The 16,450-nt window shown below is 68.9% G+C and carries 13 protein-coding genes and 1 pseudogene; 11 read left to right on the top strand and 3 right to left on the bottom strand.

The features are described 5' to 3' along the window. The first annotated feature begins 52 nt into the window (after positions 1-52). On the top strand, positions 53-1,447 hold the full coding sequence (locus tag ACIRRA_RS15400; RefSeq protein ID WP_402767735.1) for a flavin monoamine oxidase family protein: 1,395 nt from the start codon (positions 53-55) through the stop codon (positions 1,445-1,447). 43 nt (positions 1,448-1,490) lie between these two features. Here the strand turns inward: ACIRRA_RS15400 and ACIRRA_RS15405 are convergent, their stop codons facing one another. Continuing rightward, the gene (locus ACIRRA_RS15405) at positions 1,491-2,045 is read right to left on the bottom strand and encodes a flavodoxin domain-containing protein (protein ID WP_402767736.1); all 555 of its coding nucleotides are present in this window, start codon (positions 2,043-2,045) and stop codon (positions 1,491-1,493) included. Positions 2,046-2,389: 344 nt separating this feature from the next. On the opposite strand from ACIRRA_RS15405, the gene ACIRRA_RS15410 reads away from it, so the two are divergent. The 7 genes and pseudogenes from ACIRRA_RS15410 (at position 2,390) to ACIRRA_RS15440 (ending at position 11,107) form a co-directional block, all read left to right on the top strand. Next, positions 2,390-3,331, top strand: a complete 942-nt coding sequence (locus tag ACIRRA_RS15410; protein ID WP_402767738.1) for an ATP-binding cassette domain-containing protein — start codon at positions 2,390-2,392, stop codon at positions 3,329-3,331. Between the two features lie 373 nt (positions 3,332-3,704). Then, positions 3,705-5,522, top strand: coding sequence for an acetate--CoA ligase (gene acsA / locus ACIRRA_RS15415; RefSeq protein WP_402767740.1), 1,818 nt, complete (start codon positions 3,705-3,707; stop codon positions 5,520-5,522). A gap of 134 nt (positions 5,523-5,656) precedes the next feature. Continuing rightward, on the top strand, positions 5,657-6,601 hold the full coding sequence (gene pdhA, locus ACIRRA_RS15420; protein WP_402767742.1) for a pyruvate dehydrogenase (acetyl-transferring) E1 component subunit alpha: 945 nt from the start codon (positions 5,657-5,659) through the stop codon (positions 6,599-6,601). Further along, complete coding sequence (locus ACIRRA_RS15425; RefSeq protein WP_402767744.1) at positions 6,598-7,566, top strand: alpha-ketoacid dehydrogenase subunit beta; 969 nt, start codon at positions 6,598-6,600, stop codon at positions 7,564-7,566. The genes pdhA and ACIRRA_RS15425 overlap by 4 nt, the downstream gene beginning before the upstream one ends. Next, entirely contained in the window at positions 7,567-9,291 is a 1,725-nt protein-coding gene (locus ACIRRA_RS15430; protein WP_402767746.1) for a 2-oxo acid dehydrogenase subunit E2, read from the top strand. Between the two features lie 156 nt (positions 9,292-9,447). Next, positions 9,448-10,332 (top strand): slipin family protein, encoded by an 885-nt coding sequence (locus tag ACIRRA_RS15435; RefSeq protein ID WP_402767748.1) that lies wholly within the window; start codon positions 9,448-9,450, stop codon positions 10,330-10,332. Continuing rightward, positions 10,323-11,107 (top strand): annotated as a pseudogene (locus ACIRRA_RS15440) (NAD-dependent epimerase/dehydratase family protein). Before ACIRRA_RS15435 ends, ACIRRA_RS15440 begins: the two are co-directional and overlap by 10 nt. Here ACIRRA_RS15440 and ACIRRA_RS15445 read toward each other — a convergent pair. Continuing rightward, positions 11,038-12,789 carry an adenosylcobalamin-dependent ribonucleoside-diphosphate reductase gene (locus ACIRRA_RS15445; RefSeq protein ID WP_402767750.1) on the bottom strand — a complete coding sequence of 584 codons (1,752 nt, stop codon included), beginning with the start codon at positions 12,787-12,789 and terminating at the stop codon, positions 11,038-11,040. The pseudogene ACIRRA_RS15440 and the gene ACIRRA_RS15445 sit on opposite strands and share 70 nt — an antisense overlap. Further along, positions 12,786-13,739: a universal stress protein gene (locus tag ACIRRA_RS15450; protein ID WP_402767752.1), complete on the bottom strand. Its 954-nt coding sequence runs from the start codon at positions 13,737-13,739 to the stop codon at positions 12,786-12,788. Before ACIRRA_RS15450 ends, ACIRRA_RS15445 begins: the two co-directional genes overlap by 4 nt. Positions 13,740-14,051: 312 nt before the next feature. Here ACIRRA_RS15450 and ACIRRA_RS15455 point away from each other — a divergent pair, with 312 nt between their 5' ends. From ACIRRA_RS15455 to ACIRRA_RS15465, 3 genes are read left to right on the top strand one after another with little or no spacing between them, the layout of a single operon-like run. Then, on the top strand, positions 14,052-14,477 hold the full coding sequence (locus tag ACIRRA_RS15455) for an Hsp20/alpha crystallin family protein (protein WP_402767754.1): 426 nt from the start codon (positions 14,052-14,054) through the stop codon (positions 14,475-14,477). Positions 14,478-14,527: 50 nt separating this feature from the next. After that, the gene (locus ACIRRA_RS15460) at positions 14,528-15,520 is read left to right on the top strand and encodes a 1-phosphofructokinase family hexose kinase (RefSeq protein ID WP_402767756.1); all 993 of its coding nucleotides are present in this window, start codon (positions 14,528-14,530) and stop codon (positions 15,518-15,520) included. Next, positions 15,520-16,443, top strand: a complete 924-nt coding sequence (locus ACIRRA_RS15465; protein ID WP_402767758.1) for a universal stress protein — start codon at positions 15,520-15,522, stop codon at positions 16,441-16,443. Before ACIRRA_RS15460 ends, ACIRRA_RS15465 begins: the two co-directional genes overlap by 1 nt. The last annotated feature ends 7 nt before the right edge of the window (positions 16,444-16,450 follow it).

Raw genomic sequence — 16,450 nt, forward strand, 5'->3', positions numbered from 1 at the left:
GCAGCGACTCGCCCTGTGGGGCGCACGGTCGGCGACAGAGGGTTCGGTGGCCATGACGATGCACCGTCGCCGGTTCCTGCAGGCAACCGGATTGTCCGCACTGGCATTGCTGGGCGCGTCGGCCTGCGACGACGACTCCACCACCACACCGGCAGGCCAACGGCAAAAGGTGATCGTGGTCGGTGCCGGGATCGCCGGTCTGGCCGCCGCCCGCACCCTGGCCGACCGAGGGCACGACGCGGTGGTGCTCGAGGCGCGCGACCGTATCGGCGGCCGGATCTGGACCGACCGTCGATGGCCCGATGCCCCGGTCGATCTCGGCGCGTCCTGGATCCATGGCGTCGATTCCAACCCCATCGCCGAACTGGCTCGCAAAGCCGGGGCGCGCACCGTGTCGACCAGCTACGACAACGGCACCGATTACGGCACGAACGGCCATCGTCTCGACGAGGACGCCACCGACCAGATCGGACACTGGCGCGACACGATCGCCAAAGCCCTCACCAACGCCCAGGACGACGCAGACAACAACGATGACGAGCGGGATGCGTCGCTGCGGTCGGTGGCCGAGCGCGCCGTGAACTGGCCCGCACTACCCGGGGCGGACAAGGTATTGGTGGCTTCGGTGCTCAACGATTACGAACACGAGTACTCCGGCAGTGTCGATGATCTGTCGAGCCTGTACTTCGACGCCGACGCCAAGATCAAGGGCGCCGACGTGCTCTTCCCCGGCGGCTACGGAGCGATCACCGACTACCTGGCCAAGGGTCTGACCGTGCGCACCGGGCAGGTTGTCACCCGCATCGACTGGAACGACCACGGAGTCACCGTCACCACCAATACCGGCGCCGTCGCCGGTGATCACGTCGTGGTCACCCTCCCGCTCGGTGTGCTGCAAAGTGGCGCAGTCGAATTCGGTCCTGGCCTGGCCGAGGACAAGTCGGCCGCGATTGCGAAACTGGGCATGGGGGTACTCGACAAGTGCTACCTGCGATTCCCTGCCGAGTTCTGGCCCGACACCGACTGGCTGACCTACGCGCCGGGCCTCGACAAGGCCGGGCAGTGGAGCCAATGGATCAACTACTCCCGCGCCGCCGACCAGCCGATCCTGCTCGGATTCAACGCCGCCGACTTCGGCCGCACCAGCGAAACCTGGTCCGACGCCGACCTCGTCGCCGGCGCCATGAACACGCTGCGCACCATCTACGGGCCCACGATCCCCGCACCGACCGACTACCGGATCACCCGCTGGTCATCGGACCCCTATGCCCACGGCTCCTACTCGTTCAACAAACTCGGCTCCACCCCTGACATGCGCGACCACCTCGCCGCGAGCATCGACGACCGCGTCCATTTCGCCGGCGAAGCAACGGATCGCAAATCCTTCGGCACCGTCCACGGCGCCTACAACTCCGGCCTCCGCGCCGCGGGACAGATCACCGGGTGAGAACCCGAGCGCTCGGTGAGGCGGTCCGGCCACCGCGCGGCCGTCAGGGATGGATCGGAATGATGTGCGGTGCGTGCAGATTCAGAGCCTGCGCGATGGAATCCGAAAAGGTGCTGATGGCGGTCCAATCCCGCAGGTCGCCGTAGCGACCGCCGCCGAGCAGGCGGTAGAGGATGCGTGCGCCGAGGGAGACGCCGACGCGTTCGTAGTGCCCAGCGAAGGCCTGGTACCCACGCGGACTGATCGAGTCACGCACGGCGGCAATGCGTTTCGGCACCATCCGGCCGATCCGATGGCCGATCGGTCCGCGCAGCGCCGGCCCGATGCCGACACTGAAGAGCCAGACCGGCCGAGCGCTGAGTTCGTCGCGGTGGTACGCAACGTACTCCGCGACGGTGGGCAGCAGGGCCATATCGTGCACAGCGCTGCCGATGACCACGGCGTCGAAACGCGACAGATCCGGTGCGTGCTCGGCGTCGGCGACCTCGACGGTCGCACCACGGGCGGCGAGATCGTTGCCGATGTACTCGGCGATCGCCCGGGTCGACCCCTGAGCCGAAGCGAAAACGATGCTGACTGCGGGCTTGCGATTCTCCATATGCCGAGCGTGCGCCCCGTGGCGGTCCAGAATCAGAGGCCTCATACCCGGCCGGAGGGGACGATGGTCACCAGCCCGACGGCGGGACACGGAAGTCCCGCTCCTTCGGGACGAACGAGGGTCCCCGCGCAGGTACGTGAGGCACCACCGATTTCAGGCCGCGGCCCATTTCCGGGATTCGCCGCTGCCGGTGCGGGGGGCACAAGGTTCCGTGACCGGCGGGCCCAGGACCCGGGGACCGTCGACCCGGCCGGCAACTGATTCGACGACATTGGCCCATGGCCGGTGCCGGGACCGGAGCCGAGAATGGGGGAGCATTCCATCGCCGGTCGGAGGTAAGGACCATGGGTGTCATCGAGGCGCACGCAGTTACCAAGCGGTACCAATCCACTCTCGCGCTTGATCGTCTCGAACTCGACATCGAGGCAGGGGAGATCTACGGCTTCCTCGGCCCCAACGGCGCGGGCAAGACGACGACGATCCGGCTGCTGCTGGGCCTGCATCGTCCGACCTCGGGCACGGTGCGCATCGCGGGCCGGGACGCCTGGGCCGATCCGGTTGCCGCGCACCGGCATTGTGCGTACGTCGCCTCGGAAACGTTGCTGTGGCCGTCACTGACGGGCGCGGAAACCTTCGAATACCTGGAGAATCTGCGCGGCGGCTGCGATCGCGCATACCGCGACCGGCTGATCGAGCGCTTCGATTTCGATCCTGACAAGAAGGTTCGCACGCTGTCGAAGGGCAACCGGCAGAAGGTGCAGCTGGTGGCGGCGTTCGCGACCCGCGCCGAGATTCTTGTTCTCGACGAACCCACCTCCGGGTTGGATCCCTTGATGGAGGCCGCTTTTCGCGAGACCGTCGGTGAAGCCCGCGACCGCGGGCAGACGGTATTCCTGTCCTCGCACGTGCTCAGCGAGGTGGAGGCCCTGTGCGACCGGATCGGCATTCTGCGGGCGGGCCGGCTCATCGATGAGGGCACCCTGGCGCAACTGCGGCACCTGTCGGCGCGGACGGTGGAGGTGAGCTTCGCGCGGGACGGCGTCGATATCGCTCCGCTGCGCGCGGTCGCCGGGGTCGAGGTGGTCGATGCGAGGGATCACCATGTGGCACTGGAGGTCCGCGGTGAGATGGGACCGCTGCTGGCGGCGCTCACCAGGCTGCCGGTGACGACGATCGACAGCCGGGAACCGAGCTTGGAGGAGATCTTCCTGATCCATTATCACGATGGCGCGGGCGGCCGTACCCGGACCGGCCGGGCCGGGAGCGCAGCGGTGGCACGGCGATGAACTGAACGGCTACCCCTACGACATCGCCTCGCCCGCCGGTTGGGTGGCGTGGCGTGGCGGAGCATGACCAGCGTCGGGATCGTCATGGCCGTGTGGGCGGCGATCATCGCGACCGGTGCGTTGTGCCCGGTCGCTGGAGGTCTCGCCATTCCATGGCTTCGCCCGGATGCCCCTGCAGCATGTCGCCGTCGCGCCCGTCGCCGTGCTCACCACGCTCGGCCTGAGGTCGTTCGCGCTGGCGCTGCTCATCTTCCGCCGCCGCGATCTCGCGCTCGCCTGACGACCGGGCGGCGACGGAGGTCCTCAACGCGATGGACTTTGCGCACTGCCCGTCGCGGGGGGCGGCGTCGTTGACTGGGAGTGGGAGGTTTCCATGAAGACCGTCAACCATGAGAGCTCGCGGCCGTACCAGCCGACGCACTGGGACCCGATCGACAAGTCCGCGCTCGAGCGCGCCGCGGCCAATGCCACCGACTATGAGCTGTCCTGCCGGGAATTCACCTGGGAACTGGCGCGATCGAGTCTCGCGGGATTGCCCGGCGGCGGGCTGAACATCGCGTACGAGGCCGTGGATCAGCATCTGGGCACGCCGCTGGAGAACGCGCCCGCCCTGCGGTGGCTGGCCGTCACGGGCGGTGACACCACCCTCACCTACGCTGACCTCGCCACGCTCAGCAACCGGTTCGCCAATGTCCTGCGCGGGCTGGGGGTGCGACGCGGGGACCGGGTGTGTTTGCTACTCGGCCGCACACCCGAGCTCTACATCGCGGCGCTGGGCGCATGGAAGGCCGGATGCGTCGTTTCCCCGCTGTTCTCGGCCTTCGGCCCGGAACCGGTGCGGCAGCGCCTGGAACTGTCCGGCGCGACGACCCTGATCACCAGCTCGGACCTCTACCGCCGCAGAGTCGCATCGAACCGCTCCGCACTGCCGGCCCTGCGGCACGTGGTGCTCACCGACGCCGGAATCGACGACGACCCGATCGACGACACCGTTGGGCTCACCCTCGCCATGGCCATCGCCGATGACGAATTCCCGATCGTGCGAACCGGTCCCGAGGATCCCGCCCTGTTGCACTTCACCAGCGGCACCACCGGCCGGCCCAAGGGCGCGGTGCATGTGCACGGCGCGGTGCTGGCGCACCGGATCACCGCTCACTACGCCCTCGACCTGCGACCCGGGGACGTCTTCTGGTGCACGGCCGATCCCGGCTGGGTCACCGGCATGTCCTACGGGGTCATCGCTCCGTTGTGCCTGGGGGTCACGGTGATCAGCGACGAGGCAGAATTCGACGCCCAGCGCTGGTACGACATCCTGACCGCCGAGCGGGTCTCGGTCTGGTACACCGCACCGACCGCGTTGCGCATGCTCATGCGCCGCGGCGATGAACTGCCCGCCGGCACCGACCTGTCGTGCCTGCGCTTCGTCGCCAGTGTCGGTGAACCGCTCAATCCCGAGGCGGTGGTGTGGGGCGATCGGGTGCTGGGCCATCCGGTCCACGACAACTGGTGGCAGACGGAGACCGGCGCGATCATGATCGCCAATCTGGCGGCCGAACAGATCCGCCCGGGCTCGATGGGTCGGCCGTTGCCCGGTATCGAGGCCGCCATCCTGCGTCGCGGGCCGGACGGGCGTGCGGTCATCGCGGATGGCGATGTCGAGCACGCGGGCGTCGACGAGGTCGGCGAGCTGGCGGTGCGGGTGGGCTGGCCGTCGATGTTCCGCGGCTACTGGCACGAATCTGAAAGGTACGCACGGGCTTTCGCGGCGGGATGGTATCTCAGCGGCGATCTGGCCCGCCGCGACCCGGACGGCTACTACTGGTTCGTCGGACGTGCCGACGATGTCATCAAGTCCGCCGGGCATCTGATCGGGCCCTTCGAGGTGGAGAGCGCGTTGATGGCGCACCCGGCGGTCGCCGAGGCCGGCGTCATCGGTGCGCCGGATCCGGTCGCGGGGGAGCGGGTGAAGGCATTCGTGTTGCTGCGCCCGGGATTCGAACCCTCGGAGGAACTGCACGACGATCTGATCGCCTTCGGCCGGCGGCAGCTGGGCGTGGTGGCGCCGAAGGAGATCGTCTTCGCCGACAGTCTGCCGCACACCCGCAGCGGCAAGGTGATGCGCAGGCTGCTCAAGGCTCGCGACCTGGGGCTACCCGAGGGTGACGTGTCGACCCTGGAAGGTGTGTCGTGATGGCCGGCCGTCGGCCGGTGCGGCCGAAGAGTGCAGCCCAGACCACCGCGACGCCGGGGAACGGAGCGCGGCCGGGGCCGGCGCGCACGGGCTCCAAGGGTAAACGTGCGACCGAGCTGCCCGCGGACGAGCGAATGTCACTGTTACAGGACATGATTCGGATCCGTCGCTTCGAGGAGCGCTGCGTGCAGCTCTACAGCGCCGAGGCCATTCGCGGCTTCCTGCACCTGTACATCGGCGAGGAGGCGGTGGCGGCGGGCCTGCTCGGCGTTCTCGAGCCCGGAGACGCGGTGGTATCCACCTATCGAGAGCACGGTCACGCACTGGCGCGCGGCGTTCCGATGAACGCCATCATGGCCGAAATGTACGGCCGGGCAACCGGATGCAGTCACGGCCGGGGCGGATCCATGCATCTGTTCGACGCCGAGCGCCGTTTCTACGGCGGCAACGCCATCGTGGGAGGTGGCCTGCCGTTGGCGGTCGGGCTGGCGCTCGCGGACACACTGAGCAAACGGAATGTGGTGACGGTGTGCCTGTTCGGTGACGGCGCGGTCGCCGAGGGCGAGTTCCACGAGTGCCTCAATCTTGCGGCGCTATGGCAGCTGCCCCTGCTGTTCGCCTGCGAGAACAACCAATATGCGATGGGCACGGCGCTGAAACGTGAGCACGCCGTCACCGATCTGGCCCTGCGCGCCGCGGGGTACGGGCTGGCGTCGTGGCCGGTGGACGGCATGGACGCGGTCGCGGTGCGCCAGGCCGCCCGGCGCGCCGTGGAGTCCATCCACGGTGGCGGGGGACCGTGCTTCCTGGAATTGCGCACGTACCGCTTCCGGGCGCATTCCCTCTACGACGCCGATCGCTATCGGGACAAGGCCGAGATCGAATCATGGAAGGCACGCGACCCGATTCCGAGGCTGTTCGACGAGCTGTGCACGACCGGGGGCGCGAAGCCCGAGGATCGGGCGGGCCTCGAGTCGGCGGTCGATGCGGAGATCGACGCGGCCATCGCCGCCGCCGAGGCCGCACCTCTCGAACCGGTCGCCGATCTGACCCGGTACGTCTACGGAGGCTCGGCATGACGACCTATCGCGACGCGATGCGGGAAGCCCTGCGCGACGCCCTGATTCGCGACGACCGGGTGTTCCTCATGGGTGAGGATGTCGGGGCCTACGGTGGCTGTTTCGGCGTGAGCCGCGGGCTGCTAGAGGAATTCGGGCCCGTGCGGATCCGGGACACGCCGCTGAGTGAATCCGCGTTCGTCGGCGCGGGTATCGGTGCGGCACTGGGCGGGCTGCGCCCGGTCGTGGAGATCATGACCGTCAACTTCAGCCTGCTCGCTTTGGACCAGATTCTGAACAACGCGGCCACGCTGCGCCATATGTCCGGCGGGCAGCTCGGCGTCCCGCTGGTGATCCGCATGGCCACCGGTGCGGGCAGGCAACTGGCAGCACAGCATTCACACAGTCTCGAGGCGTTCTACGCGCACATCCCGGGACTGCGGGTGATCTCCCCGGCAACGGTGGCGGACGCCCGCGGCATGCTCTGGACCGCACTGCAGGACCCGGACCCCGTGCTCATCTTCGAACCGATCGCGCTCTACAACAGTGAGGGCGACCTGCCGCCCGACGCCGGCCCGGTCGATATCGACCGGGCGATCATCCGGCGCGCCGGAACCGACGTGACGCTGGTCGCCTACGGCGGAACGCTGCGGGTGGCGGAGGCCGCCGCGGACGAACTGGCGGGCGACGGCGTCGCCGCCGAAGTCATCGACCTGCGCAGCCTGCGCCCGCTCGACGAGACGACCGTGCTGGAGTCCATCGCCCGGACACACCGGCTCGTCATCGTGGACGAGGGCTGGCGCAGCGTCGGCATCGCAGCCGAAATCGCCGCCCGCGCAGCCGAACACGCCTACTACGACCTCGACGCGCCCATCGCGCGGATATGCACCGCCGAGGTGCCGATTCCCTACGCCCGCCAGCTCGAGGAGGCCGCCCTGCCGCAACCGGGCACGGTCGCCGACGCGGTGCGCAAGGTGGTGGGCTGAATGGGCGAGTTCCGGATGCCGTCGCTCGGTGCGGATATGACCGAGGGCACCCTGCTGGTCTGGCTGGTGCATCCGGGTGACACCGTGCACACCGGCGATGTTGTGGCCGAAGTGGATACGACGAAAGCCGCGATCGAAGTCGAATGCTTCGAGGACGGAGTCATCGGCGAGATCCTGGTCGACGAGGGCGTCACCGTTCCGGTCGGCACGCCGCTGGCGACGATCGAACCCGCCGGAACCCGGCCGCCGAGGCCGGAAGACGCGGCCGCTCAGCGTGTCTCGCCGGGGAACGGGTCGGGGCCGAAACTGGCCGTCGAGTCGCCGAAACCCGCTGCGGCCGCACCTGAGACGCCGAGAGCGCCGGTCGCGCACGACCACACGCTGCAAAGCGGTATTCGGGCGACACCGCTCGTTCGCAAGCTGGCCGCAGAGGCGGGGATCGATCTGGGCGAGCTGCACGGGTCCGCACCCGGTGGGCGGATCGTGCGTGCCGACGTGGAGCACGCTGTCGAGCGACAGCAGACCAAAACCTCCGCCGCCGCAGTGGCGGCGCCCCGGCAGTCGCCCCGAGTCGGGCGGGCCGGCCGCGCGTCGGGGTATGCGCGCCGGCTGGCCCGAGAGCTCGGTGTGGACGTGTCCGCCATCGTGGGCAGCGGTCCGGGTGGCGCTGTGCGTGCGGCCGATGTGCGAGCCGCCGCCTCGCCGGCCGCCGCATCGGAAACCGTCACCGCTGCTCCCGAATCCGTGCGGAAGCCTGCGGACCTGGCCGGTACCGGTCCGGTTGCCGAAGTGCCGCACCATGATCCGGTACAGGTGCGCAAGCTGATCGCGGCGGCGATGGAGAGATCCAAACGCACCGTGCCCCATTACTACCTGTCGAGCACCATCGATATGGACGCGGCGCTGCGCTGGCTGCGGGAGTTCAACCGTGGGGCTCCGGTAACCGCCCGGATCCTGCCCGCGGCACTGCTTCTGGTCGCGACGGCGCGGGCGGCCAAGGCGGTACCCGACCTGAACGGGCACTGGATCGACGACGAATTCCGTGCCGCCGCCGACGTCCATCTGGGCGTGGTGGTGTCGATGCGGGGCGGCGGCATCATCGTGCCGACGATCCCGGACGCCGACCGGCTGGTTCCGACGGACATGATGGCGGCCCTGCGCGGGGTCGCCGAACGCGCCCGGGCGGTCCGGCTGCGCGCCGCCGACGCCACTCCCGCCACCATCACCGTCACCAATCTCGGTGACCTGGGTGTGGACTCGGTCTACGGTGTGATCGCCGCACCTCAGGTCGCCATTGCCGGTTTCGGCGCGGTGACCGAACGGCCCTGTGCGATAGACGGATTGCTCGGGGTCCGCGCTCAGGTCACCGCCACCCTGTCCGCCGACCACCGCGCCACCGACGGCGCGATCGGCGCGCGGTTCCTGCACACACTGTCCGACCTGCTCCAGATCCAGAGGAGTTGTGAAGCCATGGCCACCACCCTGACTCGAGATGTCGCGGACGGCATCGTGCGCGGCGCCCTGCACGGGTTCGACACCCAGGCGAACCTCGCGGCGCTGGGCGAGGACGAACCGCTGCGCGCCACGCTGAACCTGGACTCGCTCGACTTCCTGACCTTCATCGAACGGCTGTCCGCCGCATGTGACCGCCGGATCGATGAGGACGACTATCCACGGTTGACCACGGTCCGCGCGTGCGTGGAGTATCTCGTTGAAACCCGTTGACGGCAAAGTGGTTTCGCGTGGCGCGACCCGGGGCCGCACGCTGACGGTGTCCTTGCGGGGCAGGGGACGAAAGTCAACGGCCGGCGGACCGAAAGACCGCATCGCGACCGCGCCGATCAGCGGATCGTGAGAGCCATCGGAGAGGAGATTCGAATCATGAACACAGCCGTCGCGGTAGCCGTGCTGGGTACGGTAGCGCTGCTCGTCATCGGAGCGCTGTCGATCCGGGTGGTGTTCCAGTACCAGAAGGGCGTGCTCTTCCGCCTCGGGCGGGTCGTCGCGGTCCGCGAACCCGGCCTGAACTTCGTCATCCCGATCATCGACCAGATGAAACGAGTGTCGATGCGCATCGTCACCATGCCGATCCAGTCGCAGGGCATCATCACCCGTGACAATGTCAGCGTCGACATCTCCGCCGTCGCCTACTTCCGGGTCGTCGACGCCCAGAAGTCGGTGGTCGCGATCGAAAACGTCTATGCGGCAATCGATCAGATCGCCCAGACCACGCTGCGCAAGGTGGTCGGCCAGCACACGCTCGATCAGGCGCTCGCCGAGACCGACGCCATCAATGCCGACATCCGCAAGATCCTCGACACCACCACCTTGGAATGGGGTGTCGAGGTGACACTGGTCGAACTGAAGGACATCCAGCTGCCCGACAGCATGAAACGGGCAATGGCCCGCCAGGCCGAGGCCGAACGCGAGAAGCGCGCGAAGATCATTGCCGCCGAAGGCGAATCGCTGGCCGCCACAGCGTTGGGCGATGCCTCGGACACCATGATGGCCCACCCGCTCGCCCTGCAGCTGCGCAACCTGCAGACCCTGGTGGAACTGGGCGTGGACAAGAACACGACTGTCGTCTTCCCGGCCCCGCTGATGAGCGCGATCGGTGACATCGGGGCCTTCTTCGCCCGCGAGACCGCCGCGGTCGGACAACCGGCCTCCGCGACCCGGCCGCCGATGATTCCGGGCCCGGCTGCCGACGGCTCATCCGCACACCAGCTGATGGCGACCGGGCAGGAGACCGAGACATGCGCGTAGCGGTGACCGGCGCGGCCGGTTTCATCGGTACCAACCTGGTGGACCGGCTGGCCGGGCTGGGTCACGACGTGGTCGCCATCGATCGCGCGGTGCCGGAACATCCGCACGCTCAACAGATTCGGTGGCAGCGCGGCGACGTGCTCGATCCGGCCTCGACGCGGTGATCTGCAATCCGACCGGGGTCTACGGCCCCGCCGATCACCCGCCGCTGTCCCGGATCAACGGGATCCTGCGTGACGCCGCCCGGGGCCGGGTCCCCATGCTGTTGCAGGGCGCGTTCGATCTGGTCGATGTTCGCGATGTCGTCGACGGCCTGATCGCCGCGGCCGACAAGGGGCGGACCGGAGAGAACTACCTGCTGCCGGGATCGATGGTCGCTCTGTTCGACGCCTGCGGCCAGGCTGCGGCGGTGGTGGGGCGGCGCGGCCCCGCCTTCGCGTTGCCGCTGTCGGTAGTCGACGCGGTCATTCCTCTGGCGGAACCGCTCGGTCGGCTCTTCGGCTCCGATCTCGTATCCCGGGCGTCCCTTGGCGCACTGCGGGTTTCGCCGACGGTCAGCGGTGTGAAAGCTCGGGCCGAGCTGGGCCACGTCGCGCGCCCCGCTGCCGAGACAATCCGTGACCTGGTGAGCTTCTTCGTATCGTCCGGACTGCTGGATCGGGCGCGACGGCTGCAGCTCCCCACGTCAGAGGAACGGTTCCCCGGTTACCGGCCCTCACACGACTCGGCGTCGGTACAACGCAGCACCTGGCCGGGGCGGGTACCGGGCCGGTAGACGGTGATGCCCTTCGCGCCGGCCTGCCAGGCGCGCTGGAAGACCCGGCGTACGTCGTCGGGGGTTGCTGATTCGGGGAGGTTGACCGTCTTCGAGACGGCGGCGTCGGTGTGGCGTTGGACGGCGGCCTGCATCCGGATGTGCCAGATCGGCTCGATTTCGTGTGCGGTGACAAAGGTACGGCGGAGCTCATCCGGCAATCCGGTTGCGTCGGAAGCTGTTCCCGTAGAGAGGATTTCGTCTTCCAGGACGGTGGACCACGCCCCTGCGGCCGTGGCGCGTGCCCGGAACAGGGGATCGATGTGCGGGAAGTCGCGTCCGAGAATGTGCTGGGTGTAGGCGAGGCCGTAGAGGGGTTCGATGCCGGCGGAGGTGCCTGCGATCAGCGAGATGGTGCCGGTGGGTGCGATCGAGGTGACCTGCGCGTGGCGCATGGGGGACCCGGTGGCCCAGCGGCTGTGGGGGAAGAGCGGGAACGGGCCGCGCTCGGCGGCCAGCTGCCGTGAGGCGGCGTGCGCCCAGCGGGCGATGCGCGCCATGAGCCCGCCGGTGAAGTGGACGGCGTCGGTGCTGTCGTACCGGAGGCCAAGGGCGGCAAGCATTTCCGCGAGGCCCATGACCCCGAGGCCGATCTTGCGGGTCGCACGCGCGGCGGCGGCCAGTTCGGGCACGGGATACTCGGACACGTCGAGCACGTCGTCGAGGAAGCGGACCGCGATCGCGACGACCTGTTCGAGGCGCTGTTCGTCGAGTCTCTCGCCGGTGACGAAGCGTGCGAGATTCACCGATCCGAGCGTGCAGGACTCGTACGGGGCCAGTGGTACCTCGCCGCACGGGTTGGTGGTCCGCAACGCGCCCAGCTCCGGTACCGGGTTGGCGCGGTTGACCGCGTCGAGGAACAGCAGGCCCGGTTCGCCTCCGCGCCAGGCGGATTCGGCGATCCGATCGAACAACTCGCGAGCCCGGACCTCCCGGACGAGGCGGCCGGAATGCGGATCGATGAGCCGATGCGCGCGATCCTGTTCCGCGGCGTGCAGAAACTCGTCGGTGACCGCCACCGACAGGTTGAACGTGGGCAGGGCCTCCCGGTCGGATTTGGCCGCGACGAACTCCTCGATGTCGGGGTGATGCGCGTCGAGCACCGCCATATTGGCCGCCCGGCGTCGCCCTCCCAGCCGGACCACCTGCGCCGCCGCGTTGTAGAGGCCGATGAACGACACCGGTCCGCTGGCGGTGCCGCCACTCGCGGTGCGTGCGCCGCGCGGGCGTAGTTCGGAGAAAGAGTATCCGGCACCCGCCCCGCTCCGGTGCAGCAACGCGGCGGTACGCAAGGTGGCGAAGATGGACTCCAGCGAATCGGCGATAGGGAGAACGAAGCAGCCCGAGAGCACGCCGAGCGAGGTCCCGGCGTTCATGAGAGTCGGTGAGTTGGGCAGGAATTCGCGAGCACGCAGCACCGCGGAGAAGCGCTCGGACCAGACGGCCGACTCTCCCGGCCGATATTCGTCCTCGGCGCGGGCCACATGGGCCGCCACGCGATCCATCATGCCGCCGGGGGTTTCGCGGACGACGCCGGCGTCGTCGCGGAGCAGGTAGCGCTCGGCGAGCACGGCCTGAGCCGCCGGATCGAGCCCGAGATCGTCGATCAGGGCGTGCGGGTTCCCGGCTCGGAGGTCGCTCATCGCGTGACGATCCGGGGGAAGGCCGTTGCCGTATCGCGGGATACGATCTCGGTTCCGGGCGGGTCCGGGACCACCAGCACCGGGCAGGGCGCGTGCCGGACGAGATCCTGGGTGAGGCTGCCCAGACGCGCCGTACGGGCGGACTCGGGATCATGCCCGATCACCACCAATTGCGCAGTGGCGCCGAGGCGTTCGACCACCGTGGCGGCATCGCCGACCACCGTGACGGGCCGCACCTCCACATCCGGGAAGTCACGCTGATACTGCCGCAGCTGGGCGTCGGGGACGACCGAGCTCGCCGTGTGGTGATCGGGCGGAAGCCCCGACCACATCGCGTAATCGGACGGTGACGCCCACTGCCGCCCCTGCCACACCCGCGCCACAGTGACGTCCGTGCCGCGATCCCGCGCCGCACGGAACCCGGCGAGCAGGGCCGCCCGGGCGGTGTACCAGGTGCCGACCACGACCAGGATCGAACCGTGCTCGGCTGCGGGCCGTCCGACCAGCGCGACCGGGCAACAGGCATCCCTGCTGACCGCCAGCGCGGTGGATCCCAGCACCAGGTGAGAGAGGAACCCGACGTCCCGGGCGCCCAGCGCGATGAGCATCGCCGACCGCGAGAGCTCGACGAGTACGCGATCGGCCTGCCCTCGCAGCATGGCGATGCTGATCTCGGGCGGGTCCGCATCCTCACCGGCGTGGTGCCGCGCGAGTATCGCGGAGCGCGCGTCCTCGAGTGCCGCGTGGGCCTCCCGGTACCGCTGCCCGCCCGGCCGGAATGCGGGCTTGTCGATCGCGGGCACGACAGAGACCAATCGCAGCGGGGCACGCCGGGCGGCGGCCTCGGCCGCGGCCCACTCGGCGGCGCGCACGGCCACCCGGGAGCCGTCGATGCCGGCGACGACCGGACCGGCTTCAGCGGTCACCGCGGTGGGGATGTTCGTCTCCATATAGCCAGGGTTCGCCGCGTCGCTCCCGCCGACTAGGGACCCCGCACCCGGGATCGCGGGACCAAAGCCCTCGGAACAGGAGGCTGGGTGACCCTCCGAACTGACCTCCCGTCGCGCCGACGAGGTCACCGACCGGCCCGAGACAAGGTCGCCGCCGTCGCCAGTACCCGCTGGCGGCCGCACCGAAGGACTTCCGTCACCGGCGAAAGGACCACCGTCCCCGGCAGCGACGACTCGATGCCCTACAGAACCGTTGATCGGGAGCGTGAAATCTAGTGTGTCAGAACAGTTTACCTCTCGAAAGGAGGGATCATGAGCCTGCTGTCCGTACATCGTCAGCCCGGTTCGCTGCTGCCCGACCTCGCCGAACTGTGGAACGCCGTGGCGCCGCCCGCCGTCCCGATGTTGGGCACCCACCTGATGCGCGTCGAGGACACCCTCGAGGAGGGTCGTTACCTGGTGCGTGCCGAGATTCCCGGTGTGGACCCGGCCAAGGACATCGAGGTGTCCGTGCATCAGGGGGAGCTGACCATCAAGGCCGAGCGGACCGAGAAACACGAGGCGAAGGGACATTCGGAGTTCACCTACGGCTCCTTCGTCCGCACTGTCGTACTGCCGCCGGGGGCTCAGGAGGACGGTATCGACGCGAGTTACGCCAAGGGCATCCTGACCGTCAGTGTTCCGATCGGTGAACCCGAATCCCCCGTCAAGACCGTCGAAGTCAAGTCCGCGGAGTGACATCCCGGCCCCGCGAACCGGACGGGCCCACACCCGAAAGAAGGCGGCCGATGCCGATCGTGACCCTGACCATGAATCCGGCGATCGACATCGCCGCCGGTGCGGACCATATCCGGCCGACCTCCAAGACCCGCTGCACGCCACCGCGATTCGATCCCGGTGGTGGCGGAATCAACGTCGCGCGAACCGTTGCGGCTCTCGGCGAGCCGGTGACCGCGATCTTCCCGGCGGGCGGCCCGCCGGGGCGGCAGCTCGAGGATCTGGTCCGTGACGCCGGAGTCCCGATGCGATCGATCCCGATCTCCGGCCATACCCGGGAGAACCTCGCTGTCACCGACAACGGAACCGGCGACCAGTTCCGTTTCGTGTTTCCGGGACCCCGGGTGACGGCGCCGGAACTGCATCTCTGCCTGAGTGAAATAGAACGCGAGGCAGCCGGTTCCCGCTATGTGGTCGCAAGCGGCAGTCTGCCGCCAGGTGTCCCGGACGACTTCTATCAGATTCTCGCCGACCTGCTGCGCGACCTGGGTGTCCGTCTGATCCTGGATACGTCGGGCGCGGCGCTGCGCGCGGTCCGGCGCGGGGTCCACCTCCTGAAACCGAGTGTGCGCGAGCTCGCCGAGCTCGCCGGTGACCCGCTGCCCGATCGCAAGTCGCAATTAGCGGCCGCGCGGGAGCTCATCCTGGCGGGAGTCTGCGAGATCGTGGTCGTGTCGCTGGGGGTGAGCGGCGCGCTCGCGGTGACGCGCCACGACGACGAGTGGTTCCCGTCGCTCGAGGTCACCGTCCGCAGCGGTATCGGGGCCGGCGACGCCATGGTGGGCGCCATGACGGTCGGCCTGTCGCGCGGCTACCCACTCGACGACGCGGTGCGGCTGGGCATCGCCGCCGCCACCGCCGCCCTGACCACGCCGGGTACCCGGCCCGGCCATCCCGCCCGCATCGCCGAGCTGTACCAGCAAGAACGTGAGACCCGGCCGAGCTGCCTCTCACCGGCCGACTCGGGCGGCCCCGAAACGCCTGTCCCACAGAGGAGGACGTGATGACACACGAGGACTATGACGATCCGCACCGATTGGCCTCGGCCGGTGTCGTGGTCGGAGTGGACGGATCGCTCGGATCGGAGCTCGCCCTGCGCTGGGCCGCGAGCTATGCCGCTCAACGGCGCCGGGAACTCCAGATCGTGCACGCCCTCGATCTGGGCGGAGTCAGTAGTTCCGGAAGCCCCTCCGGGGTGGTGCCGCCGTCGCTGATCGACACGGTGCGGGCGCGGGGGCAGCAGCTCGTTCGCGAGGCCGAGGAGATGGCGCTGCGGATCGAACCCGGATTGCGGACCGCGACACGGATTTCGGTGACCAATGCGAGCAGACTGCTGGTGGAACTGAGTTCGGCAGCCTACGCGGTCGTGCTCGGAGCGACCGGAAACGCTGGGACATTGATCCATCTGGGATCCACGCTGTTCGCCGTCACCTCCCATGCCCACAGTCCCGTGATCGTGGTGCGCCCGGATCCGGATGCGCACGATACCCTCCGCGAGACCGGACCGGTCGTCGTCGGCGTCGACGGCAGCCCGGTCAGCGAGGCCGCCATCGCCACGGCCTTCGCCGAAGCCGCCGAACGTCACGCCGACCTGGTCGCGGTACATGTCTGGAGCGATTGGGATTTCGGCGAATACCTCGGTGACCGAGCCCCCGCCGACCTCGTCGAGGTGGACGGACTCGAGCAAGCTCTCCTGACCGAACGACTCGCGGGCTTCCAGGAGAAATACCCGGACGTACAGGTGACTCGCCGCATCTATGTGTCCGCCCCGGCCGACAAGCTGCAAGGGTGGTCGAAACACGCGCAACTGGTGGTGGTCGGCAACCGCGGCCGCGGCGGCTTCACCGGCATGCTCCTGGGTTCCACGACGCACACGCTGGTGCAGCACGCCCATTGCCCGATCATGGTTGTCCGTCCGGCGGAGTGAGCCGAGT

It is taken from the genome of Nocardia sp. NPDC101769 (genome assembly GCF_044766925.1).
In the GTDB taxonomy this organism is placed as follows: domain Bacteria; phylum Actinomycetota; class Actinomycetes; order Mycobacteriales; family Mycobacteriaceae; genus Nocardia.

Excerpts from the sequence above, each read along its gene's own strand:
- ACIRRA_RS15400 (WP_402767735.1), top strand. The coding sequence starts at position 53 with ATGACGATGCACCGTCGCCGGTTCCTGCAGGCAACCGGATTGTCCGCA.
- ACIRRA_RS15405 (WP_402767736.1), bottom strand. The coding sequence starts at position 2,045 with ATGGAGAATCGCAAGCCCGCAGTCAGCATCGTTTTCGCTTCGGCTCAG.
- ACIRRA_RS15410 (WP_402767738.1), top strand. The coding sequence starts at position 2,390 with ATGGGTGTCATCGAGGCGCACGCAGTTACCAAGCGGTACCAATCCACT.
- acsA (WP_402767740.1), top strand. The coding sequence starts at position 3,705 with ATGAAGACCGTCAACCATGAGAGCTCGCGGCCGTACCAGCCGACGCAC.
- pdhA (WP_402767742.1), top strand. The coding sequence starts at position 5,657 with ATGTCACTGTTACAGGACATGATTCGGATCCGTCGCTTCGAGGAGCGC.
- ACIRRA_RS15425 (WP_402767744.1), top strand. The coding sequence starts at position 6,598 with ATGACGACCTATCGCGACGCGATGCGGGAAGCCCTGCGCGACGCCCTG.
- ACIRRA_RS15430 (WP_402767746.1), top strand. The coding sequence starts at position 7,567 with ATGGGCGAGTTCCGGATGCCGTCGCTCGGTGCGGATATGACCGAGGGC.
- ACIRRA_RS15435 (WP_402767748.1), top strand. The coding sequence starts at position 9,448 with ATGAACACAGCCGTCGCGGTAGCCGTGCTGGGTACGGTAGCGCTGCTC.
- ACIRRA_RS15445 (WP_402767750.1), bottom strand. The coding sequence starts at position 12,789 with ATGAGCGACCTCCGAGCCGGGAACCCGCACGCCCTGATCGACGATCTC.
- ACIRRA_RS15450 (WP_402767752.1), bottom strand. The coding sequence starts at position 13,739 with ATGGAGACGAACATCCCCACCGCGGTGACCGCTGAAGCCGGTCCGGTC.
- ACIRRA_RS15455 (WP_402767754.1), top strand. The coding sequence starts at position 14,052 with ATGAGCCTGCTGTCCGTACATCGTCAGCCCGGTTCGCTGCTGCCCGAC.
- ACIRRA_RS15460 (WP_402767756.1), top strand. The coding sequence starts at position 14,528 with ATGCCGATCGTGACCCTGACCATGAATCCGGCGATCGACATCGCCGCC.
- ACIRRA_RS15465 (WP_402767758.1), top strand. The coding sequence starts at position 15,520 with ATGACACACGAGGACTATGACGATCCGCACCGATTGGCCTCGGCCGGT.